Source organism: Streptomyces sp. NPDC020597 (assembly GCF_044335095.1).
Lineage (GTDB): Bacteria > Actinomycetota > Actinomycetes > Streptomycetales > Streptomycetaceae > Streptomyces.
Window position 1 is genome coordinate 89,678 of sequence record NZ_JBIRUL010000001.1, and the last position, 21,669, is coordinate 111,346.

Genomic DNA, 21,669 nt, shown 5'->3' on the forward strand with positions numbered 1-21,669 from the left:
GGGCGTCGAGTGGCCCCCCCCACACACACGGGGGCTCAGCTCCGGGTGCGGCGCCTGCGGGCCGCGAACAGCTTCCAGGCGGCGAAGAGCAGCGGCAGTTCCATGATCCAGACGCCGGTGACCGCGTCCCACTCCGGGTCCGCCATCGCGGACTCGTCGGCGGTGATGACCCCGCACAGCACGCCCCAGGCCGCCGCGAGCAGGGCCACCAGCCAGAAGGCGGCGGTCCAGCCCCGCACCGAGCCGCCGGCGCCGGCCGCCCGGGCCGTCCGGGGCTGCTTGCGCGGCTGCGGGATGTGGTCCGGTTCGCGGGCCGGCATCCGGACGACCACGTCGCCGGGCACGGCCGCGTCCAGCGCCGCGATGCGGTCCGGTGTGACGCCCTTGTACAGGGTCGGCTCCACGGTGACCGAGAAGCCGTCGTGGCCGGTGAGGGTACGGGCGCCGTCGGGCCGCGTGGTCATCGCCGCGCAGGCGTCGTGGCGGACGGTGACCGGGCCCCTCGGAGTGAGCAGGCTGACGCCCTCCGGGCCGATGACCAGGGTGACGTCCTCGTTCTCCAGGGACTGGTGGCGGGTGCCGGTCACGGCGGCCGTCGAGAACTGCGGGGCGAGGGTGAGGCCCGCCCAGTCGACGCTGCGGCCCGGCACCTGCAGCAGTGCGTTGTCCCACGCCTGGCGGGCGACCTCGTGCAGGTCCTGCGTCGTCACCGCGTTCAGCTCGGCCCGGTGCTGGTCGGGGGTGAGGAGAGGGTGTCCGAGCAGCAGGCTCAGCGCGTACGAGGGGAGCACCGCGGCGCCGAGGTCGGGGGCGTCGTACACCTTGAGGAGCTTGGCGCGGACGGAGTCCAGCTCGGCCTGCTCGATGCGGCCCGCGCGCAGCCGCGCGAGGGTGTCGACGAAGCCGCCGACGACCGCGTCCTGCTTCTGCGGAAGGGCGTCGGCGTAGGCGGTGAGGGTGGCGTACTCGGCGTCGCGCGGACTGTAGTCGGCCTCCGCGGAGTAGGAGTAACCGCCCTCCTGGCGCAGGTCCTGGAAGAGGGCCCGGCCGAGGACGTCCGCGAAGACACTGGCCGCTGTGGAGCGGCGCAGCACCGAGGTGAGAACCACGTGTCCGTCGTCGCCGCTGATGTACGCCGGGGTGACGGGCAGGGCGCTGGTCGCGGCCGGGGCGGGGAGGCGGGAGCCCCCCGGGAGGGTCAGGTCCAGGCCCTCGGGGACGTGGTCGCTGGTGATCCACAGCACCGCGTTGTCCCTGGTGAAGCGGGTTTCGGCCCAGTGGCGGACCTGGTCGGGGGTGAGGCTCCAGGTGCCCAGTTCGCTGTAGCTGGACAGGCCGTAGCTCTGGGCGCCGTACCGCCACAGCGGCATCTGGTGCTGGGGTCCGCCGCCGCGGCCGGCCGCCTCGGTGCGCAGGATCTCCCGTTCGGTCTCCAGCCGCTCCATCGGCAGGTCCCGCAGCCCGGCGCACACGCTGTTCAGGTACTCGACCACCTCCTCCTCGCTGCCGTGCACGTGGAAGAGGGTGTACGCGTTGGCCGTCGCGCCGTTGTAGTGCAGGTCGGACAGGCCCAGGCGGTGCAGGGCGAGGTGCTCGACGAGGTGGGTGACGCCGGCGGTGGCCAGCGTCTCGTCGGCGCGGCCCACCCGGAAGAAGAGGCCCGCGGTGATCTCCTTGCCGGAGGTGGGGGCGTAGAGGGTGGGCACGCCGTTCGTGGTGGTGTGCGAGACGAGGCCCTCGAGAGCGGCGAGGGCGTCCACGTCGTCCAGTCCGTCGTGCTTGTGCAGGTTCGTGGTCATCGGGCGCCGCCTCCACGGGCTTCCAGTGCGGCCTTGCGGAAGCCGAGGAACGCCGACTTCTTGTCGGGCAGGTACTGCCACGGGTACTCCGTGGCGCGGTCGCCGAGGAAGGCGAAGTGCGGGGCCGCGTCCGCGTAGTGGCCGCCCAGCGAGAAGGCGAACGCGAACGCGCTGTGCGCGCCGACCGTGTTCCAGTCGGGCCGGTGGCCGGGGTGCAGCACGGAGACCTGGGCGGCGAAGCGCAGGTCGTCGCGGACCGGCACGCCCCGCAGGTAGGCGGCGTCCTCGCCGCTCGGCAGATCCAGCCAGTGCTCGATGTGGGCGAGGGCCACCACGGCGGCGGCGTTCGATCCGTCGGGGGCGCCGGTGGCGCACTCGCGGGCGAAGCCGTGCGCCGCCTCCCAGGAGCCGCCCCACTTCGGGCACAGCTGCTGCAGCAGCTGCGTCTGGGCGCGGTAGTGGTGCGGGTGGTGCGCGGACAGCCGGTCGTAGCGGCGGCGCGCCTCGGCCTGCCCCAGCTGCAGACCGCGCGCGGTCGTCAGCCGGGCGGTCCAGGCGGGGGCGTACGAGGGTTGCTCGGCGCAGACCTCGATCAGCAGCTGCTCGGCCCGCCGCAGCCAGTCGTGGAACTGGCTGAACTGGTCCTGCGAGACGTCCTTGGCGCGGGCGCCGCTGCGGATGTCCCAGCCGATGTACACGTACCGCTCGGCGAGCAGCGTGCGGGGCAGCGGGTCCGCGGGCGATTCGGCCGCCGCCCGCTCCAGGAAGCCCTCGACGCCGGCGGTGTCGGCGAGGAGGCTGGAGGCCGAGGACACCTTGTCGACGGAGCCGAGCCCCGCGAAGTAGGCCCGGACGGCCGGCCAGTCCCCCGCCTGCGCGGCGGTGCGCAGCGGTATCAGCTCGGGTGTGTTGTCGTACGGGTCGAACGTCGGCCCCGTAGAGCCCATGAGTCCGCCGCTGGTCATGCTGCTGGTCTTGCTGGTCATTCCCCCCGCCCCCTGGCGTCGCCGTCCGCGGCGCGCGGGCTGGCCCCCCAGGGCGCGCGGCGGTGAAAGTCCGCTGGAAACTCTGCTCTCGACCTGACGTGATGTGACGCGATCAAGTCGCCGCAGGCTAGCACCAGGCGGTGACACCGAGGCCCTAGGGTGCTCGGCATGAGCATCATCGGGGTCGGTATCGACGTGGCCGAGATCGAGCGCTTCGCGGCGTCCATGCAACGCACGCCCGGGCTCGCCGAGCGGCTGTTCCTGCCGAGCGAGTTGCTGCTGCCCAGCGGGGAGCGCAGGGGCGCGGCCTCGCTGGCCGCCCGGTTCGCGGCGAAGGAGGCCCTGGCCAAGGCGCTCGGGGCCCCGCCCGGGCTGCTGTGGACCGATGCCGAGGTGTACGTCGAGGAGAGCGGGCGGCCCCGGTTGCGGGTGCAGGGGAGCGTCGCCGCCCGGGCGGCCGAACTGGGCGTACGGGGATGGCATGTGTCGCTGAGTCACGACGCGGGCGTCGCCTCGGCGGTGGTGGTGGCCGAGGGGTGAGGCGCGCGGGTGCGGCGGCGGGGGAGACCGGGGCAGACTCGACCGTATGCGTACTGCCTACTGCGTCGAGACCGTCCGTCGTGCCGAGCGGGAGCTGATGGCCCGGGTCCCGGAGGGGGCCCTCATGCAACGGGCCGCCGCCGGGCTCGCCGCCGCCTGCGCCGACCTGCTGGGCCGGGTGTACGGACGCCGGGTCGTGCTGCTGGTCGGCAGCGGGGACAACGGGGGCGACGCCCTGTACGCCGGGGCGCGGCTCGCCCGGCGCGGGGCCGGGGTGACCGCCGTCCTCCTCGCGCCCGGGCGGACCCATTCCGGCGGGCTGACGGCGTTGCGCCGGGCCGGCGGCACGACCGTGACGCCCGAGGGCGCCGGCGACCCGGTCCGCCGCGCCGACCTGGTGCTCGACGGGATCGTCGGGATCGGCGGCAAGGGCGGTCTGCGGCCGGAGGCGGCGGATCTCGCCGGGCTCGTCGAGCGGGCCCGGGCCCTCGTCGTCGCCGTCGACCTGCCCAGCGGTGTGGACGCGGACACCGGAGAGGTGCACGGGAGCGCGATGCGCGCCGACGTCACCGTCACCTTCGGCACGCACAAGCCGGCGCTGCTGGTCGATCCCGCGCGCGCGTACGCCGGTTCGGTGCGGTTCGTCGACATCGGGCTCGGCGAGCGTCTGCCGGCCGTGCCCGAGCTGGAGGCGCTGCAGCACGCGGACACGGCCGCGCTGCTGCCGGCGCCGGGCGGGGAGAGCGACAAGTACCGGCGGGGCGTCGTCGGGATCGCCGCCGGGTCGGCCCGGTATCCGGGGGCCGCCGTGCTCGCCGTCGCGGGCGCGCTGCGCGGCGGCGCGGGGGCGGTGCGGTACGTCGGACCGGCCGGGGACGCGGTCCTCGCGCGGTTTCCCGAGACGCTCGTGTCGGAGCGGGGGCCCGCGCACGCCGGACGGGTGCAGGCCTGGGTCGTCGGCCCGGGCGCCGGGGACGACGCGGCGACGGTCGCGGAGGTGCTGGCCGCCGAGGTGCCCGTGCTGATCGACGCCGACGGGCTGCGGCTGGCGGACGCCGACGCGGTGCGGGGGCGTGCCGCGCCGACGCTGATGACTCCGCACGCCGGAGAGGCGGCCGCGCTGCTGGGCGTGGCGCGCGAGCAGGTCGAGGGCGCCCGGCTGGCCTCGGTGCGGGAGCTGGCGGCGCGCTACCGGGCGACGGTGCTGCTGAAGGGGTCGACGACGCTGGTCGCCGACGCCGGCGGCGAGGGCGCCGTGCGGGTCAACGCCACCGGGACGGCGTGGCTCGCCACGGCCGGCAGCGGGGACGTGCTGTCGGGGCTCGCGGGTTCGTTGCTGGCGGCCGGGCTCGGGGCGCTGGACGCGGGGAGCGTCGGGGCGTACCTGCACGGCCTGGCGGGCCGGTACGCGGCGGACGGGGCGCCGGCCGGGGCGCACGACGTGGCCGAGGCGATCCCGCGCGCCTGGCGGGACGTGCGCGACTGAGACGACCGTGTTCGTCTCCTGTGCCGGGCCCGGCGGGCGCGATGCGCTGGTGGAGCGCTGCCGGGCGGTGTGCCGGCGGGCGGTGTGCCGCCGGGCGGCGCCGACGGTCTTGTACCGGCCCCGGGTGAGAGCGTTCCCGGCGTGCGCCGTCCGACGGGGCGCCGGGCGGGGACGTCGGCCCGGTGCCGGGAGCGTGGTTCGGCCGCTCTGCGACACTGGGCGCGATGAGTGAGACTGCCAAGCCGCCCGCCGCCCCGCTGCGCGCCCACGCCGAGATCGACCTGGCCGCGCTGCGGGCCAACGTGCGTACCCTGCGCGCGAAGGCGCCGGGCGCGGCGTTCATGGCCGTGGTGAAGGCGGACGGATACGGGCACGGCGCCGCCCCCTGCGCCCGCGCCGCCGTCGAGGCGGGCGCCGCCTGGGTGGGCGTCGCCACGCCCGAGGAGGCCCTCGCGCTGCTCGCGCATGCCGGACTGCCCGCGCACGTCCGGATCATGTGCTGGCTGTGGACGCCGGGCGGGCCCTGGCGGGAGGCCGTCGAGGCCGGTCTCGACGTGTCGCTGAGCGGGCTCTGGGCGCTGCGGGAGGCCGTCGAGGGCGCCCGGGCCGCCGGGCGGGCCGCCCGGGTGCAGCTGAAGGCCGACACCGGGCTCGGACGCAACGGATGCCAGCCCGCCGACTGGCCCGAGCTCGTCGGGGAGGCGCTGCGCGCCGAGCGCGAGGGACTGGTGCGGATCACCGGCCTCTGGTCGCACCTCGCCTGTGCCGACGAGCCGGGGCACCCCTCCGTCGCCGCCCAGGTCGAGCTGTTCCGCGAGATGACGGCGTACGCCGAGCGGCAGGGCGCCCGGCCCGAGGTGCGGCACATCGCCAACTCCCCGGCCACGCTCACCCTCCCGGAGACCCACTTCGACCTGGTCCGCCCCGGGGTCGCGATGTACGGCCTCTCGCCCAGCCCCGAGCTGGGCTCCGCCGCCGACCTCGGGCTGCGGCCGGTGATGACTCTCTCGGCCCCGCTGGCCCTGGTGAAGCACGTCCCCGGCGGGCACGGCGTGAGCTACGGCCACCACTACGTCACCCCGGGCGAGACGACGCTCGGACTGGTGCCCCTCGGGTACGCCGACGGCGTGCCCCGGCACGCCTCCGGGTCCGGTCCGGTCCTGGTCGGCGGCAAGTGGCGGACGGCCGCAGGCCGCATCGCGATGGACCAGTTCGTCGTCGACCTCGGCGGGGACGATCCGGGCCCCGGCGCGGAGGCGGTCCTCTTCGGACCGGGCGACCGCGGCGAACCGACGGCGCAGGACTGGGCGCAGGCGGCCGGAACCATCGGGTACGAGATCGTCACGCGCATCGGATCGCGTGTTCCCCGCGTCTATGTGAATGAGTGAGCGGACCGGGTAACCCGCAGTCAGTGCACGGACATCGGCCCAGGAGGAGCGGCACGTGAGCGAGAGCAGCGCGGAGGCGGTGGCGAGCGCCGCCACGGCGGTCGCCGCCGCCTCCGCGACGGGGGCGGCAGGAGGGTGGCGCCGGGCGACCGGCATCGCGGGCGCCGCGATAGGCGTGATCGCCGCGGGCGCCGCGGCCGGCGTCGCCCTGGAGCGGATGACCGTGGGGCGGGGCATGCGGGCCAAGGCCCGGCTGGCGCTCGACTCGGCGGGACCGTACGGCGGGCTGCGCGGCACCCCGGGCAAGGCGTACGCCGACGACGGCACCGAGCTGTACTACGAGGTCGACGACGTCGAGCCGCAGGGCGGCCCGGCGAACCGGCGGCGCAGGCTCTTCGGGCGCAAGGCGCCGCTGCCCGTCACCGTGGTCTTCAGTCACGGCTACTGCCTCAACCAGGACTCCTGGCACTTCCAGCGGGCGGCCCTGCGGGGTGTCGTGCGGACCGTGCACTGGGACCAGCGCAGCCACGGCAGGTCCGGACGCGGCAACGCCCAGACCCGCGACGGCGTGCCGGTCACCATCGACCAGCTGGGGCGCGATCTGCGGGCCGTCGTCGACGCGGCCGTGCCGGAGGGGCCGATCGTGCTCGTCGGGCACTCCATGGGCGGGATGACGGTGATGGCCCTGGCCGCCCTGTATCCCGAGCTGATCCGCGAGCGGGTCGTCGCGACCGCGTTCGTGGGCACGTCGTCCGGGCGGCTCGGCGAGGTCAACTTCGGACTGCCGGTCGCCGGCGTGAACGCGGTCCGGCGGGTGCTGCCGGGCGTGCTGAGGGCGCTCGGGCAGCAGGCGGCCCTGGTGGAGAAGGGGCGCCGGGCGACCGCCGATCTCTTCGCCGGGATCATCAAGCGGTACTCGTTCGCGTCCCGTGACGTGGACCCGGCGGTGGCGCGGTTCGCCGAGCGGATGATCGAGAGCACGCCGATCGACGTGGTCGCCGAGTTCTACCCGGCGTTCACCGACCACGACAAGACCGAGGCGCTCGCCTGCTTCACGGACATGCCGGTGCTGGTGCTGGCCGGCATCGGGGACCTGGTGACGCCGAGCGAGCACAGCGAGGCGATCGCCGACATGCTGCCGGACGCCGAACTGGTCCTCGTCCCCGACGCCGGGCACCTCGTGATGCTGGAGCACCCGGAAGTGGTCACCGACCGCCTCGCCGACCTGCTCACGCGCGCGGGCGCCGTGCCGGCAGGGGCTACCGTGGGAGGTTATGGAGACACCAGCAGCGCCGCACCACCCGGCTGACCTTCGGATCACCGTCAACTCCCCCGAGCAGATGCGGGACTTCGGCCGTCGACTGGCCAAGGTGCTGCGCGCCGGCGATCTCGTGATGCTGAGCGGGGAGCTCGGGGCGGGCAAGACGACGCTCACCCGCGGGCTCGGCGAGGGGCTCGGGGTCCGGGGCGCGGTCACCTCCCCGACGTTCGTGATCGCCCGGGTGCACCCGGCCCTCGGGGACGGTCCGCCGCTGGTCCACGTCGACGCGTACCGCCTGGGCGGCGGGCTCGACGAGATGGAGGACCTGGACCTCGACGTGTCGCTGCCCGAGTCGGTGATCGTCGTGGAGTGGGGCGAGGGCAAGGTCGAGGAGCTGACCGACGACCGGCTCCAGATCCGCATCCACCGGGCGGTCGGCGACACGGACGACGAGGTGCGGCACGTGACCGTGTCGGCGCTCGGGCGGCGATGGGCCTCGGCGGACCTCGGCGTGCTGTCTGCCTGACGTGCTCCGGCCTGACGTACGCCGGATGGGCGTGCTCCGGCCTGACGCACGCCGGATGGGCATGCTCCGGCCGGGCGTGCTGCGGACTGCCGTGGAGGAGGTGCGGGGCGTGCCTGCCCGGGGTGCGCTGCGGGCCCCGAGGCGTGCTCCGGCCGGGCGCTGCCGTGCCGGGGTGTGCCCGTCGAGCGGGTCCGACGTGACCCGGTGAAGGTTCCGACAACGCGTCGGCAAAATGTTGCGTTCCGTGTCGGGGGCGTGGTCACATGGTATCCAGTTCGTAGTTAGGTCTACCTAACCGCGCCCGCCCCCGAATCTCAGGAGGCGTCCATGCCGGCCACCGAGCCCCCGCCCCGGCCGTCGCGTCCCCTCGCGCCCGCCCCCGCCGTGTCCATGCGCGACCTGCTGGCCTCGTGCGCGGCCGCCGAAGCCGTCTCGACCCCTCCGCGGCTGCCCGACCCGGCACCGGCGAAGAAGCCGGCCCGCCGCCGGGCGGCCTGACGCGTCATAGGACGGCGCGGCGCGGGCCGGTCCGCACGAGGTGCCCTACCCGACCACCTCGACCCGTCGGCCGATGGTCGCGAACGCCCACATCGCGTCGCCGTCCGCGACGGTCTCCCGGATGCCGCCCGTCTGCACCCTCGGGTCGGGCTCGGGCGGAGAGCCGTCCAGGGCCGCGCTGAAGCCGATCGTCACGCCGTCCACCTCGGCGAACCGCACGACGTGCTCGATCGGGGTGCCGTCGGTGCCGGTGATCGCGCCCGACCGGGAGCGGACCGCATAGCTGCCCGGCGGCGGGTCCACACTGCCGGGGGCGACCTTGAACGTGCGGTTGACGCGACCGTCCGCGCCGACCAGCCAGACCCGGTCGGCCGCCAGCGCGTACACCACCCGCTCGCCCGCGCCCGAGCCGTCGGGCAGCGCCGTCGAGGCGATGCCCCCGGGCGTCTTCGCCGTCTTCGCGGGCGCGCTGCCGCGACGCGGCTCGGCCGGGTCGTCGGGCGCGTTCGCGGACGCCTGGAACGCGAGGAACCCGACCGTCGCCAGGGCGGCCGCGGTGAGCCCGGCCACGAAAGTCGAGCTGCTGCTGGGCACCGGTGACCACCTCGTCCGTCCTGCGCCCGTTCCGGGCCTCTTCCGCGTTCTGTCCCGTACGTGATGTACGTCATGTTTCGCGGCGACGTTAGCAGTCGTCACGGCTCCTACCGGGACGGCGGTGTCGGGGGCACGGGAGCCGTAGGCTGTTTGCGTGCTCTTGCTCGCTCTGGATACCGCCACCCCCGCCGTCACCGTCGCCCTGCACGACGGCACGGACGTCATCGCCTCCTCGAGTCAGGTGGACGCGCGCCGGCACGGCGAGCTGCTGCTGCCGGCCGTCGACCGCCTGCTCGCCGGCGCCGGGCTCGCGCTCGACGCCGTCACCGGGATCGTCGTCGGCGTCGGCCCCGGTCCCTACACGGGGCTGAGAGTCGGTCTGATGACCGCCGACACCTTCGGGCTGGCGCTCGGCGTCCCCGTGCACGGCCTGTGCACCCTCGACGGCCTCGCCTACGCCTCCGACCTCGAAGGGCCCTTCGTGGTGGCGACCGACGCCCGCCGCAAGGAGGTCTACTGGGCGCGTTACGCCGACTCCCGCACCCGGGTGTCCGGCCCCGCCGTGGACCGGCCCGCCGACATCGCCGACGAGGTGGCCGGGCTGCCCGCCGTCGGCGCGGGCGCACTGCTCTACCCGGACGCGTTCCCCCGCGCGCACGAACCCGAGCACGTCTCCGCGGCGGCCCTCGCGGGTCTCGCGGCGGAGCGGCTGGCCGCGGGCGTGGAACTGCCCGCGCCACGGCCCCTGTACCTGCGCCGGCCGGACGCCCAGGTGCCCAGGAACTACAAGGTGGTCACCCCCAAGTGACCGAATCCGTCGACCTCGTGCTGCGCGAGATGCGCTGGTGGGACATCGAGCGCGTGCTCGAACTGGAGAAGGACCTCTTCCCCGAGGACGCCTGGTCCCGGGGCATGTTCTGGTCCGACCTGGCCCACGCCCGCGGCCCGGAGGCGACCCGGCGCTATCTCGTCGCGGTCGACCCGTGCGCGGACGACCGGATCGTCGGGTACGCGGGTCTGGCCGCCGCCGGGGACGTCGCCGACGTCCAGACCATCGCCGTCGCCCGCGACCACTGGGGCACCGGCCTCGGCGGCCGGCTGCTGACGGAGCTGCTGAGCGCGGCGACCGCCTTCGAGTGCGCCGAGGTCCTGCTCGAGTGCCGCATCGACAACGTCCGCGCCCAGAAGCTCTACGAGCGTTTCGGGTTCGAGGCCATCGGGTTCCGGCGCGGCTACTACCAGCCGGGCAACGTGGACGCCCTGGTGATGCGCCTCACCGACCCATCGACATCCGTAGCGGGAACACAGGGAAACGAGACCAATGGCTGACGAACCCCTCGTTCTGGGGATCGAGACCTCCTGCGACGAGACCGGCGTGGGCGTCGTGCGCGGCACGACCCTGCTGGCCGACGCGATCGCCTCCAGCGTCGACGAGCACGCCCGCTTCGGCGGTGTCGTGCCGGAGGTGGCGTCCCGGGCCCACCTGGAGGCGATGGTCCCGACCATCGAGCGTGCGCTGAAGGACGCGGGCGTGAGCGCGAAGGACCTCGACGGCATCGCGGTCACCGCGGGTCCTGGGCTCGCCGGCGCGCTGCTGGTCGGCGTCTCGGCGGCGAAGGCCTACGCCTACGCCCTCGGCAAGCCCCTCTACGGCGTCAACCACCTCGCCTCGCACATCTGCGTGGACCAGCTGGAGCACGGCGCGCTGCCCGAGCCGACGATGGCGCTGCTGGTGTCCGGCGGACACTCCTCGCTGCTGCTGTCCACCGACATCACCGCCGACGTGCGTCCGCTGGGCGCGACCATCGACGACGCGGCGGGCGAGGCCTTCGACAAGATCGCCCGGGTGCTGAACCTGGGCTTCCCGGGCGGCCCGGTCATCGACCGCTACGCCCGTGAGGGCGACCCGACGGCGATCGCGTTCCCCCGCGGTCTGACCGGCCCGCGCGACCCGGCGTACGACTTCTCCTTCTCCGGTCTGAAGACGTCGGTGGCCCGCTGGATCGAGGCGAAGCGGGCGGCGGGCGAGGAGGTCCCGGTGCGCGACGTGGCGGCCTCCTTCCAGGAGGCGGTCGTGGACGTCCTGACCCGCAAGGCCGTCCGGGCGTGCAAGGACGAGGGCGTCGACCACCTGATGATCGGCGGCGGCGTGGCCGCCAACTCCCGGCTGCGGACGCTCGCCCAGGAGCGCTGCGAGGCGGCCGGGATCCGGCTGCGCGTGCCGCGCCCCAAGCTGTGCACGGACAACGGCGCGATGGTGGCGGCGCTGGGCGCGGAGATGGTCGCCCGGGGCCGGGCCGCGTCCGGCTGGGACCTGTCCGCGGACTCGTCGCTGCCGGTGACCGACCCGCACGTGCCCGCCCGGCACGGCCACGGTCACGACCATGTGCACGAGGTCGCCAAGGACAACCTGTACTCATGACCGTCGCGCTGATGTGGGAGGCCCGGGCGAGGGCCGGCCGGGGCGGGGAGCTGCTGCACTGGGCGCAGGAGCAGGCGCGGCGGCTCGCGCCGGGGCCCCTGCGCAGCGAGACCTTCCGGGCTCCGCAGGACCGGGTGCTCGTCATCACCTGGTGGGACGCCGGGTACGACGACGCCGGCCTGCCCGAACTTCCGGAGCCCGAAGGCGAGTTGGTGGCCAGGGCGGTGCACCGCTGGCGGTTCGAGGCGGTACCGGACCGGCCCTGAGCGGTCAGGGCTCGTCGGTCTCCGCCTCCAGCGATGTGCGGGTCGCGGCGCCGTACACCCCGGACTCGTCCTCCCGCACCGCGCGGGTGAGCTGGTAGGAGCGGACCGCGTTCTCGACGTCGTGGTCGTACACGCCCTCGGCGCCGCCTCCCGGGTAGCCGATCCGACGCAGCCGCGCCTGGAGTTCGGCCACCTCGGGACCCGTGTCCCCGAGCCGCAGCACCGGTGGCGCGGAGACGGTGGGCCGCGGCTGCGGGGACGCGTCTGCGGAGGCGGCCCTGGAGGGAGCCGGGGGCGGCGCGGCGGACCGGGTGGGCGCCGCCGGGGTGGGGGACGGCGTGCCGGGGGAGTCGGAGGCGGTCGGCGACGGCCGTGTCCGCGAGGGTCGCGGGCTCGCCTTCCCGGCCGTGGTGACGCGGCCGGACGTCACGTCGGGCACCGGGGCCCGTACGTCCGCGGGGAGCGCGCCGTCGCGCGTGGGACCGTCGTACAGGAGGAATCCGGCGAGCACCGCCGCGGTCACGGCGGTCGCGAGGACGCCGGCGAGCACCAGCAGGCGCACGGGGCTCCGGCGGCGGTCCGGGCGCGCGGCGTCACCCGCACCCGCACCGGCCCCGGAGCCGCCGGCCGGCTCGCCCTCGCCCGTGTCCTCGCCCGGCTCTAACTCTTTTGCGCCGTAGGCCTTCCGGTCCGACTCGGCCCCTTCCGTGGAGGGCGGCTCGACGGGCTCTCCCGCGGGCGCCGGGCCCGCTGCGGTCGGACGCCCGGGCCCGGCGTCGTCCTGGGGGCCGCCCCCGGCGTCGAACACGACGAACGGCCGGATGCGCACCGGATCGAAGTCCTCGGCGGCGGCCGCCTCCGCCGTGCGCGCGCTGCGGTGGGCGTCGGACGCGAGCCGGGCGCACACGCACGCGGGGGCGCCGTCCGCGGCGCGGGGCGCACCGCACAACGGACAGACACCACGCTGCGTTTCGCTCACGCTGAAGCACCTCTCCGGCCGGGCTTCAGATCCTATTCACATCCCGCGCACGGCATCTCCCCGTACGCGGGGTCTCCCGCCGCCCCCGCTCCCGCACCTCAGTCGCGCGAGACCTCCGCCTCGCAACGCAGCCGCCGCCCCGCCCCCGTCTCGCGCACCGGCCCGGTCAGCCGCAGTCGTGCCGTGGCCCGCACGTCGGCGCTGGAGGCGCCCAACCGCAGTTCCAGGTCGCCGGGTTCGACCACCCGCCGGCCCGAACGGTCGGTGAAGGCCGACAGGTCCGCGTGGAAGCGGAAGGTCACGCGGGCGGCTTCGGCGGCGGCCAGCTCCAGCCGCTGGTAGCCGATCAGCCGCACGTCGGGGCGGGTCACCTCGGCCACCGGGTCGTGCAGATACAGCTGGACGACCTCCGCGCCCGCCCGGTCACCGGTGTTGCGGACGGTGACGGAGACGTCGTACGAGCCGTCCGTCCCGATCTCCGCGTCCGGGCCGGTGAAGGACTCCCAGCTGAACTCCGTGTACGAGCGTCCGTGTCCGAAGGGGTACAGCGGGGTCGGGTCCAGGCTGCTGACCTGGCCCGCCAGGCCGAGCGGCGGCTGCAGGTAGGTCCACGGCTGACCGCCCGGCACGTGCGGCACGCTCACCGGGAGCCGGCCCGAGGGGTTCACCCGGCCCGACAGCACTCCGGCCACCGCCGGACCGCCCTCCTCGCCGGGGAAGAACGCCTGGACGACCGCCCCCAGCCGCCCGTGCCAGCGGCCCAGCGCGTACGGGCGGCCGGTGAGCAGCACGAGGACGACCGGGACGCCCGTCGCGACCAGTGCGTCCAGCAGTGCGCCCTGGACGCCGGGCAGGCTCAGATCGGCCACGTCGCAGCCCTCGCCGGACGTGCCCCGCCCGAACAGGCCCGCCCGGTCGCCGAGGACGGCCACGCAGACGTCGGCCTCCGAGGCGCGCGTGATGGCCTCCGTGAACCCGGAGGGGTCCGGGTCGGAGACCCCGCAGCCCTCGGTGAACGTCACCTTCGCGTCGGGGAGTTCGGCCCGCAGCGACTCCAGCAGCGTCGGGATGTCGATGCCGGTCTCCACCTCGGGGTGGTGGGGCAGCACATGGGACGGGAAGGAGTAGCAGCCGAGCATCGCCAGCGCGTCCGCCGCCCGCGGTCCGATCACGGCCACCCGGGCGTCGGGGGAGAGGGGGAGCAGCCCGTCGGGGTTGTCCAGGAGGACCACCGACTCCTCCGCCAGCCGGCGGGCCAGCGCGCGGTTCGCGGGCGGGTCGAGGTCCACCGACTCGGGAACGTGCGGCTGCCAGTCCTCGTCCAGCAGGCCCAGTTCGCACTTCTGCAGCAGGACGCGGCGTGCGGCCCGGTCGATCAGCTCCTCCGGCACCTCGCCCGCGCGCACGGCGTCGGCCAGCGCGTCGCCGTAGTACTTCACGGTGGGCAGCTCGACGTCGATGCCGGCGTCCAGCGCCAGCCGGGCCGCCTCCACGGGGGTGCCGGCCACCCGGTGCAGGGTCTGCAGGAAGCCGATGCCGAAGTAGTCGGCGACGACCGTGCCGGTGAAACCCCACTCCTCCCGGAGCAGGCCGGTCAGCAGTTCGGGGTCGGCGGACGCCGGAATGCCGTCGCGTTCGGTGTAGGCCGCCATCACCGAGCGGGCGCCGCCCTCGCGCAGCGCCATCTCGAACGGGGGCAGGGTGACGTCCGCGAACTCGCGGGTGCCCGCCCGCACCGGAGCCAGGTTGCGGGCGCCCGCCGAGGAGGCGTAGCCGGCGAAGTGCTTGAGGGTGGCGACGACCCCGGCGGACTCCAGCCCGCGGACGTAGGCCGTGCCGACCGTGCCGACGAGATACGGGTCCTCGCCGATCGTCTCCTCGACCCGTCCCCAGCGCGGGTCGCGGACGACGTCCAGGACCGGGGCGAGGCCCTGGTGGACGCCCATCGCGCGCAGGTCCCGGCCGATCGCCCGGCCCACCTCCTCGACCAGCGGCGGGTCGAAGGCCGCGCCCCAGGCCAGCGGGACCGGGTAGGCGGTGGCCCGCCAGGCGGTGAATCCGGCCAGGCACTCCTCGTGGGCGACCGCCGGGATGCCGAAGCGGCCGGCGGCGACGATCTGCCGCTGGGCGCCGGCCAGCGCGCGGGCGCCGAGCGCCGGGTCCACGGGCGCGGTGCCGAAGGAGCGGGTCAGCTGGCCCAGCCCCCGGGTGATCAGCTCGTCGTAGTCGTATGCGGCGGTCATGTCGTGCTGGTGCGGGGCGACTCCCCCGCCGTCCGTCGCGGCGCCGACCCACACGCCGTACAGCTGGGCGGTCTTCTCCTCGATCGTCATCCGGCCGAGGAGATCGTCGACGCGGGCGGCGGCGGGCAGGGCGGGGTCACGCCAGGGGGCGGTGGTCATGAAACTCCTGTCAGAGGTCGGTGAGCCACCAGGGGGAGGGTGCGCCCTGGAATCCTGTGGAGCGTCCGACAGGGCGGGCGTCCTGTCGAATGTTTCGAGCTACATTCCGAATGTTCCGGGAACCTATGGCGTCGGCATGGGTTCGTCAAGAGGTCGCGTGACGATACGATCGCCGCCATGACACCCTCGGAGCCCACAGAAACGCGGACAGAAGCGCGGCCGACGCAGACCGCGACGCTCGCGGAGATCGCCCGCGAGGCCGGCGTGTCGGCACCGACTGTTTCGAAGGTCCTCAACGGTCGCGCCGATGTCGCCCCCGCCACCCGCACCCGCGTCGAGGAGCTGCTGCGCACCCACGGATACCGGCGCCGCCGCGCGGAGGCGACCCGCTCCCCTCTGATCGACCTGGTCTTCCACGAGCTGGAGAGCGCCTGGGCGATGGAGGTCATCCGGGGTGTGGAGAACGTGGCCCGCGACGCCGGGCTGAGCGTGGTGCTCAGCGAGAGCGCCGGCCGGCTCACCCCCGGGCGGACCTGGGCCGACCAGGTCGCCGCCCGTCGCCCGCACGGCGTGGTGCTGGTGCTGTCCGGGCTCGACGAGTCCCAGCGGGCGCTGCTGACCAGCCGCTCCATCCCGTTCGTGGTGATGGACCCGGCGGGCGACCCGGGCGCCGACGTGCCGTCCATCGGGGCGACCAACTGGCAGGGCGGCCTCGCCGCCACCCGGCACCTGGTGGAGCTGGGGCACCGCCGGATCGGCGCGATCAGCGGGCCGCCGCAGATGATGTGCAGCCGGGCCCGGATCGACGGCTACCGGGCCGCCCTGGAGACCGCCGGGCTCCCCGTCGAGCCGGCGCTGATCAAGACCGGCGACTTCCACCACGAGACCGGCTACCGGCTGGGCCGCGAGCTGCTCGACCGCCCGGACCGGCCCACCGCCGTGTTCGCAGGCAACGACCTCCAGGCGCTCGGCTGCTATGAGGCCGCTCGTGAACTGGGCCTGCGCATCCCGGAGGACGTGAGCGTTGTCGGCTTCGACGACCTCCCGGTCGCCCGCTGGGTCGGCCCGCCGCTGACGACGGTGCGCCAGCCGCTGACCGAGATGGCCGAGGCGGCGGCCCGGCTGGTCCTCGAACTGGGCCGGTCGGCGTCGCGGGAGGCGCCGACGGCGACGCGGGTGGAGCTGGCCACCAGCCTCGTGGTGCGCACGAGCACGGGTGCGCCGCCCGTGGCCGGAAGTTGACGTATTGACGGGTGTGCGGGACGCCCCCACACTCCACCGAAGTCAATCGGTTGAACAACCGAAACTTTCGGAGGCACCCGCCATGAGATCCTCCAGAACCTCTCGAACCTCACCCGGGCCGTTCTCGCCCAGGGCCCGCCTCACCGCACTGGTCGCCGGCGCCGCCGCCGCGGCGGCCCTGCTCGTCGCCGCTCCCGCCTCGCAAGCCGCCGACGCCCCGCTGCGCGCCCTCGGCGCCGCCAAGGGGAAGGTCGTCGGCACCGCCGTCACCGGCTCCAAGCTCACCGGCGTCTACGGTGACGTCGCCGGGGCGCAGTTCTCCTCGCTGACCCCGGGCAACGCCATGAAGTGGGCCTCGGTGGAGCCGGCTCGGGGCGTCTTCAACTGGGCCGAGGCGGACCAGATCGTGGCGTTCGCCCAGGCCCACGACCAGCAGGTGCGCGGCCACACCCTGGTCTGGCACAACCAGAACCCGGACTGGCTGGCCAACGGCAGCTGGACGCCCGCTCAGCTCGGCACGCTGCTGCGGGACCACATCAGCACCGAGGCCGGCCGCTACAAGGGCCGGATCGCCGCCTGGGACGTCGTCAACGAGCCCTTCGACGAGAACGGCTCCTACCGCCCGACCCTCTGGTACAACGGCCTCGGTCCGGACTACATCGCGAACGCCCTGACCTGGGCGAAGGCTGCCGACCCGGCCGCCAAGCTCTACGTCAACGACTACAACGTCGAGGGCGTCAACGCGAAGTCGACCGCCCTGTACGACCTGGTCAGGTCGCTGAAGGAGCGGGGCGTCCCGATCGACGGGGTCGGACTGCAGGCGCACCTGATTTTGGGTCAGGTGCCGTCCACGTTCCAGCAGAACATCCAGCGCTTCGCCGACCTCGGCGTGGACGTGGCGATCACCGAGCTGGACATCCGGATGCCCCTGCCCTCCGACAGCGCCAAGCTCGCGCAGCAGAAGGCCGACTACAAGGCGGTCACCGCCGCCTGCGCCGCCGTCACACGATGCGTCAACCTCACCGTCTGGGGCTTCACCGACTCCGACTCCTGGGTGGAGAGCACCTTCCCGGGCGAGGGCGCGGCGACGCCGTACGACGCGAACTACGCGCCCAAACCGGCGTACTACGGAATCTCCGAGGCGCTCGGCGGCACGACCACACCCGTGCCGACCGGCAAGTGCACGGCCGCCTACGGCGTCGGCAGCCAGTGGAACACCGGGTTCACCGGGAACGTGACGATCTCCTGCTCGGGCGCCTCGCTGTCGTCCTGGAAGGTGAGCTGGACCTATGGCGCGGGCCAGCAGATCACCCAGGCCTGGAACGCCGCGTGCACCCAGTCGGGGGCGGCCGTGTCGTGCGCGAACGCCTCGTACAACGGGACGGTCCCGGACGGCGGTTCGGTGAGCTTCGGGTTCAACGCGAACTGGAGCGGGAGCAACCCGGCGCCCACGGTGACCCTGGGCTGACGCGACGTCACCGGACCGGCGCCGTGTCACCGGGCCGGGCCGAGAGGGGAGCCACGAGCCGCCGAGGGGAGGGCATGCCGGTGAATTCCCACACCGGCAGCCCGACCGCCGACACCGGTCCGGCTTCGCTCGCCCGGCTGACGGAATCCGGCCGGAGCCCGCAGGGCCTGTCCGCCCCACCGGTGGTCGCGCCGGCGCCGGCGGCGAGTGCGCTGTGGAAGTCGCCGAAATAGATTCGGTGACGGTGTCGATCCGGCCCGCCGCCGTTCGACGCAGGGGGGAGAGGCCGGGAAGGACCCGGTTCACCGCACCCGAGGAGTCACCATGCCCCGCTACCTGTCGCTCGTGAAGATCGACGAGGCCACCGCCCCCGCCGAGGGCCCCAGCCCGGAGCTGATGCAGCGGATGGGCGAACTGATCGAGGAGGTCACCAAGGCCGGCGTCATGCTGGAGACCGCCGGGCTGACCCCGTCCGCGCAGGGCGTCCGCGCGCACTGGGAGGGCGGGAAGATCACCCTCACCGACGGGCCCTTCACCGAGGCCAAGGAGGTCGTCGGCGGTTACGCGATCATGCAGTGCAAGGACATAGCCGAGGCCGTCGAATGGACGAAGCGCTTCCTGAAGGTGCACGAGGAGCACTGGACGGTGACCTGCGAGGTGCGGGAAATCGCGGAAGGCTGATCGTTCTTGGCCTGAACGGGCGCCGGGTGTTCGATGGTGAGCTGTGGAACGACAGCCAGCTCCGGACCCCGGCCCGCCCGCACGCCCCCGTACGCCCCCGGACCCCGGCGGCGCCCCGGACTCCCGCGGCGCCCCGCCTTCGCGCGAGAGCCCGGACGCCCCTCCGGCCCACCCGGACACGGGTGCCGCCCGCGACGGCGCCCGTATCGGCCCCGATCCCCGTACCGCCCAGGATCCCCGTACGGCCATCGAGACCGTCTTCCGCCTGGAGTCCCCCCGTGTCATCGCCGCCGTCGCCCGGCTCGTGCGGGACGTCGGCGTCGCCGAGGAACTGGCCCAGGACGCCCTGGTCGCCGCTCTGGAGCAGTGGCCGCGCGACGGAGTGCCGGACCGTCCCGGCGCCTGGCTGACCACCACCGCCCGGCGCCGTGCCGTCGACCTGATCCGGCGGCGTGAGAGCCACTCCCGCAAGCTCCAGGAGATCGGCCGCGACCTGGAGACCACGACGGCGCCGCCCCAGGAGCCGGCCGACCCCGACGACATCGACGACGACCTGCTCCGGCTCGTCTTCACCGCCTGCCATCCGGTGCTCTCCGCCGAGGCCCGCATCGCTCTCACCCTGCGTCTGCTGGGCGGTCTGAGCACACCCGAGATCGCCCGCGCCTTCCTGGTCCCCGAGTCGACGGTCGCCCAGCGGATCGTGCGCGCCAAGAAGACCCTGGCGACCAGGAACGTGCCCTTCGAAGTGCCGTACGGCCCCGACCGGGAAGCCCGGCTCGGCTCCGTCCTCGACGTCATCTACCTGATCTTCAACGAGGGGTACGCGGCCACCGCCGGCGACGACTGGCTGCGCCCGGCGCTGTGCGAGGACGCCCTGCGGCTGGGCCGGCAGCTGGCGGCGCTGATGCCGAAGGAGCCCGAGGTCCACGGTCTCGTCTCGCTGCTGGAGTTCCAGGCGTCCCGGACGGCCGCCCGCACCGCCCCCGACGGCACGCCCGTCCTGCTGAAGGACCAGGACCGCCGCCGCTGGAACCGCATGCTGATCGCGCGCGGCATCACCGCCCTCGACCGGGCCCGGAGCGCGGCGGGCGGCGGGGCCCCGGGCCGGTACGCCCTCCAGGCGGCCATCGCGGCCTGCCACGCGCACGCGTACACGTACGACCAGACCGACTGGGCGGGCATCGCCACCCTGTACGGGCTGCTGGCGGCCCGCTTCCCCTCCCCGGTGGTCGAGTTGAACCGGGCGGTCGCCGTCTCGATGACCGAGGGCCCCGCGGCCGCCCTGGTCATCGTCGACGCGCTGACGTCCGAACCGGCCCTGCGCGAATACCACTTGCTGCCGAGCGTCCGCGCCGACCTGCTGTCCCGCCTCGGCCGCACCGCGGAGGCCCGTGCCGAGTTCGAACGGGCGGCGGCGCTGACGGCCAGCGCACGCGAACGGCGACTGCTCCTGCACCGGGCCGCGTCGTCGGACTGACGCCCGCGCGGGTGGCGCGGGACGCCGCAGGTCGCCGAGGGACGCTGCGGGACGGCGAGGGACGCTGCGGGACGAGTGACGGTCCGGCCTGCGTCAGACGGAGGCGGGCTTCCCGATCAGCATGGTCGGGGCGCCCGCCACTCGCGTGAGGAACACCGTCGCCGCCTCGGAACCGTGCGGCTTGTGAAGCACCTTCTTGCGCAGCTCCTCCGGCTCCACCGCCGACCCCCGCTTCTTCACGGTCAGGACGCCGACCTCCCGCTCCCGCAACAGCGCCTTCAACTTCTTCACTCCGAACGGGAGTTGATCGGTGATCTCGTACGCGGCGGCATACGGCGTCGGGCGGAGGGCGTCGGCGGTGACGTAGGCGATGGTCTCGTCGACCAGTGCGCCGTCGAGCTCCCGGGCCACGTCGGCGACCAGATGAGCGCGGATGACCGCGCCGTCCGGCTCGTACAGATACCGCCCGACGGACCGGACCGGAGGGTCGGGCAGACCGGCGCCGACCAGGGTGCGCGGCCCCGGCAACAGGGTCGCCCGGACGGTCCCCGGCTCGGTCCCGAACCACAGCACCGCCTCCTTCACGTCCCCGCCGTCCGAGATCCACTCGGCCTCGGCCTCGGCGGGGATCGCCTCGTGCGGCACCCCGGGCGCGATCTTGAGGGCGGCGCGCGGGGCGGCGAGGGCGGCGGCGACCGCCCACGACAGGGGAGGCGAGTACGCCTCCGGATCGAAGATGCGCCCCCGGCCGCCCCGGCGCGCGGGATCCACGAAGACCGCGTCGTAGCCGCCGGCGTCCACCTCGGTGACGTCAGCCTCCCGCACCTCGATCAGCTCGCTCAGCCCGAGCGCCTCGGCGTTCGCACGGGCCGCCTCGGCCGCCGCCGGGTCCCGGTCCACGGCCAGCACCCGGATCCCGGCGCGGGCGAGGGCGATCGCGTCCCCGCCGATCCCGCAGCACAGGTCGGCGACGGAGGTCACGCCGAGCGCCTTCATCCGCTCGGCCCGGTAGCCGGCGACGCTCGCCCGCGTCGACTGCTCCACGCCGTTCGGGGTGAAGAACATCCGCTCCGCGTCCCGCGCCCCGAACTTCACCGCCGCGCGCTGCCGCAGCCGGGCCTGGCCGAGGGCCGCGGAGACCAGGTCCGCCGGATGCTCGCGGCGGAGCCGGGTGGCGACGGCGAGTTCGTCGGCGGGAGCGGTGCCGCGCACCGCGTCGAGGAGGGCGCGGCCCTCGGGAGTGCGCAGGGGGGCGAGGTCGTTCACCGGGCCATTGTGGGCCAGTCGGTGGACAGCGCGCCTGTGGCGGCGGTGTCGGGCCGGCTTCGGGAAGGGCGACTGCGAAGATCCGGCGCCATGGGACCTGTCGTACAAAATGACATGAACGGCCTTGACGAGCCGGCCCGTCGCCGCCCCCGCACGAACCCCCGCCCCCGCACGGACCCTCGCCCCCGCACGGACCCTCGCCCCCGCACGGACCCTCGCCCCCGCACGGACCCTCGCCCCCGCACGGATCCCGGCCCCCGCACGGATTGCCGCCCCCACGCGGAAACCGTTCCCCACGTGGGCCCCCGCCATCGGACGGGGACCCGCCCCTGCGCGGAATCCGGCCCCCGGACGGAATCCCGCCCTCTGGCGGGCGTCGGCCCCCTGA

20 protein-coding genes are annotated in these 21,669 nt (G+C 74.7%); 14 read left to right on the forward strand and 6 right to left on the reverse strand.

All coding sequences use genetic code 11. From position 1 onward, the window contains the following. Positions 1-35: 35 nt before the first annotated feature. Together ACH4ZA_RS00520 and ACH4ZA_RS00525 are read right to left on the reverse strand one after the other, a co-directional pair. Positions 36-1,799, reverse strand: coding sequence for an insulinase family protein (locus ACH4ZA_RS00520; RefSeq protein WP_319277115.1), 1,764 nt, complete (start codon positions 1,797-1,799; stop codon positions 36-38). Beyond that, a complete protein-coding gene (locus ACH4ZA_RS00525; RefSeq protein ID WP_398427414.1) occupies positions 1,796-2,785 on the reverse strand; it encodes a hypothetical protein in 990 nt (329 codons plus the stop codon). The genes ACH4ZA_RS00520 and ACH4ZA_RS00525 overlap by 4 nt, the downstream gene beginning before the upstream one ends. Positions 2,786-2,953: 168 nt before the next feature. Here ACH4ZA_RS00525 and ACH4ZA_RS00530 point away from each other — a divergent pair, with 168 nt between their 5' ends. The 6 genes from ACH4ZA_RS00530 (at position 2,954) to ACH4ZA_RS00555 (ending at position 8,484) form a co-directional block, all read left to right on the forward strand. Next, positions 2,954-3,325: a holo-ACP synthase gene (locus ACH4ZA_RS00530; RefSeq protein WP_266726341.1), complete on the forward strand. Its 372-nt coding sequence runs from the start codon at positions 2,954-2,956 to the stop codon at positions 3,323-3,325. 46 nt (positions 3,326-3,371) lie between these two features. Next, on the forward strand, positions 3,372-4,811 hold the full coding sequence (locus ACH4ZA_RS00535; RefSeq protein ID WP_398427416.1) for an NAD(P)H-hydrate dehydratase: 1,440 nt from the start codon (positions 3,372-3,374) through the stop codon (positions 4,809-4,811). Positions 4,812-5,035: 224 nt separating this feature from the next. Continuing rightward, the gene (gene alr / locus ACH4ZA_RS00540) at positions 5,036-6,199 is read left to right on the forward strand and encodes an alanine racemase (protein ID WP_398427417.1); all 1,164 of its coding nucleotides are present in this window, start codon (positions 5,036-5,038) and stop codon (positions 6,197-6,199) included. A gap of 55 nt (positions 6,200-6,254) precedes the next feature. Further along, the gene (locus ACH4ZA_RS00545) at positions 6,255-7,508 is read left to right on the forward strand and encodes an alpha/beta hydrolase (RefSeq protein ID WP_319277108.1); all 1,254 of its coding nucleotides are present in this window, start codon (positions 6,255-6,257) and stop codon (positions 7,506-7,508) included. Further along, positions 7,474-7,986: a tRNA (adenosine(37)-N6)-threonylcarbamoyltransferase complex ATPase subunit type 1 TsaE gene (gene tsaE, locus ACH4ZA_RS00550; RefSeq protein ID WP_057584656.1), complete on the forward strand. Its 513-nt coding sequence runs from the start codon at positions 7,474-7,476 to the stop codon at positions 7,984-7,986. The genes ACH4ZA_RS00545 and tsaE overlap by 35 nt, the downstream gene beginning before the upstream one ends. 327 nt (positions 7,987-8,313) lie before the next feature. After that, a complete protein-coding gene (locus ACH4ZA_RS00555) occupies positions 8,314-8,484 on the forward strand; it encodes a hypothetical protein (protein WP_319277107.1) in 171 nt (56 codons plus the stop codon). Between the two features lie 45 nt (positions 8,485-8,529). On the opposite strand, the gene ACH4ZA_RS00560 is transcribed toward ACH4ZA_RS00555, so the two are convergent. Then, positions 8,530-9,078 carry a hypothetical protein gene (locus ACH4ZA_RS00560; RefSeq protein ID WP_319277106.1) on the reverse strand — a complete coding sequence of 183 codons (549 nt, stop codon included), beginning with the start codon at positions 9,076-9,078 and terminating at the stop codon, positions 8,530-8,532. Positions 9,079-9,232: 154 nt separating this feature from the next. Between ACH4ZA_RS00560 and tsaB the strand changes: the two genes are divergently transcribed. From tsaB to ACH4ZA_RS00580, 4 genes are read left to right on the forward strand one after another with little or no spacing between them, the layout of a single operon-like run. Further along, positions 9,233-9,886, forward strand: coding sequence for a tRNA (adenosine(37)-N6)-threonylcarbamoyltransferase complex dimerization subunit type 1 TsaB (gene tsaB, locus ACH4ZA_RS00565; RefSeq protein ID WP_319277104.1), 654 nt, complete (start codon positions 9,233-9,235; stop codon positions 9,884-9,886). Further along, the gene (rimI, locus tag ACH4ZA_RS00570; protein ID WP_319277102.1) at positions 9,883-10,407 is read left to right on the forward strand and encodes a ribosomal protein S18-alanine N-acetyltransferase; all 525 of its coding nucleotides are present in this window, start codon (positions 9,883-9,885) and stop codon (positions 10,405-10,407) included. The genes tsaB and rimI overlap by 4 nt, the downstream gene beginning before the upstream one ends. Continuing rightward, the gene (gene tsaD / locus ACH4ZA_RS00575) at positions 10,400-11,500 is read left to right on the forward strand and encodes a tRNA (adenosine(37)-N6)-threonylcarbamoyltransferase complex transferase subunit TsaD (RefSeq protein WP_319277100.1); all 1,101 of its coding nucleotides are present in this window, start codon (positions 10,400-10,402) and stop codon (positions 11,498-11,500) included. The genes rimI and tsaD overlap by 8 nt, the downstream gene beginning before the upstream one ends. Beyond that, positions 11,497-11,766, forward strand: coding sequence for a hypothetical protein (locus tag ACH4ZA_RS00580; RefSeq protein WP_319277098.1), 270 nt, complete (start codon positions 11,497-11,499; stop codon positions 11,764-11,766). Before tsaD ends, ACH4ZA_RS00580 begins: the two co-directional genes overlap by 4 nt. Positions 11,767-11,770: 4 nt before the next feature. Here ACH4ZA_RS00580 and ACH4ZA_RS00585 read toward each other — a convergent pair whose 3' ends face one another. Then, positions 11,771-12,745: a peptidoglycan-binding domain-containing protein gene (locus tag ACH4ZA_RS00585; RefSeq protein ID WP_319277097.1), complete on the reverse strand. Its 975-nt coding sequence runs from the start codon at positions 12,743-12,745 to the stop codon at positions 11,771-11,773. Positions 12,746-12,843: 98 nt separating this feature from the next. Next, positions 12,844-15,147, reverse strand: coding sequence for a glycoside hydrolase family 3 N-terminal domain-containing protein (locus ACH4ZA_RS00590; protein WP_398427418.1), 2,304 nt, complete (start codon positions 15,145-15,147; stop codon positions 12,844-12,846). Between the two features lie 177 nt (positions 15,148-15,324). Here ACH4ZA_RS00590 and ACH4ZA_RS00595 point away from each other — a divergent pair, with 177 nt between their 5' ends. The 4 genes from ACH4ZA_RS00595 to ACH4ZA_RS00610 all read left to right on the forward strand — a co-directional run bounded on the left by ACH4ZA_RS00595 (position 15,325) and on the right by ACH4ZA_RS00610 (position 20,015). Then, the gene (locus ACH4ZA_RS00595) at positions 15,325-16,389 is read left to right on the forward strand and encodes a LacI family DNA-binding transcriptional regulator (protein WP_319277094.1); all 1,065 of its coding nucleotides are present in this window, start codon (positions 15,325-15,327) and stop codon (positions 16,387-16,389) included. 82 nt (positions 16,390-16,471) lie between these two features. Next, entirely contained in the window at positions 16,472-17,857 is a 1,386-nt protein-coding gene (locus ACH4ZA_RS00600; RefSeq protein WP_319277093.1) for an endo-1,4-beta-xylanase, read from the forward strand. 324 nt (positions 17,858-18,181) lie between these two features. Continuing rightward, positions 18,182-18,538, forward strand: a complete 357-nt coding sequence (locus ACH4ZA_RS00605) for a YciI family protein (RefSeq protein ID WP_398427419.1) — start codon at positions 18,182-18,184, stop codon at positions 18,536-18,538. A gap of 205 nt (positions 18,539-18,743) precedes the next feature. Beyond that, positions 18,744-20,015: an RNA polymerase sigma factor gene (locus ACH4ZA_RS00610; protein WP_398427801.1), complete on the forward strand. Its 1,272-nt coding sequence runs from the start codon at positions 18,744-18,746 to the stop codon at positions 20,013-20,015. 93 nt (positions 20,016-20,108) lie between these two features. On the opposite strand, the gene ACH4ZA_RS00615 is transcribed toward ACH4ZA_RS00610, so the two are convergent. Continuing rightward, a complete protein-coding gene (locus ACH4ZA_RS00615) occupies positions 20,109-21,281 on the reverse strand; it encodes a methyltransferase domain-containing protein (RefSeq protein WP_398427420.1) in 1,173 nt (390 codons plus the stop codon). Between the last annotated feature and the right edge of the window lie 388 nt (positions 21,282-21,669).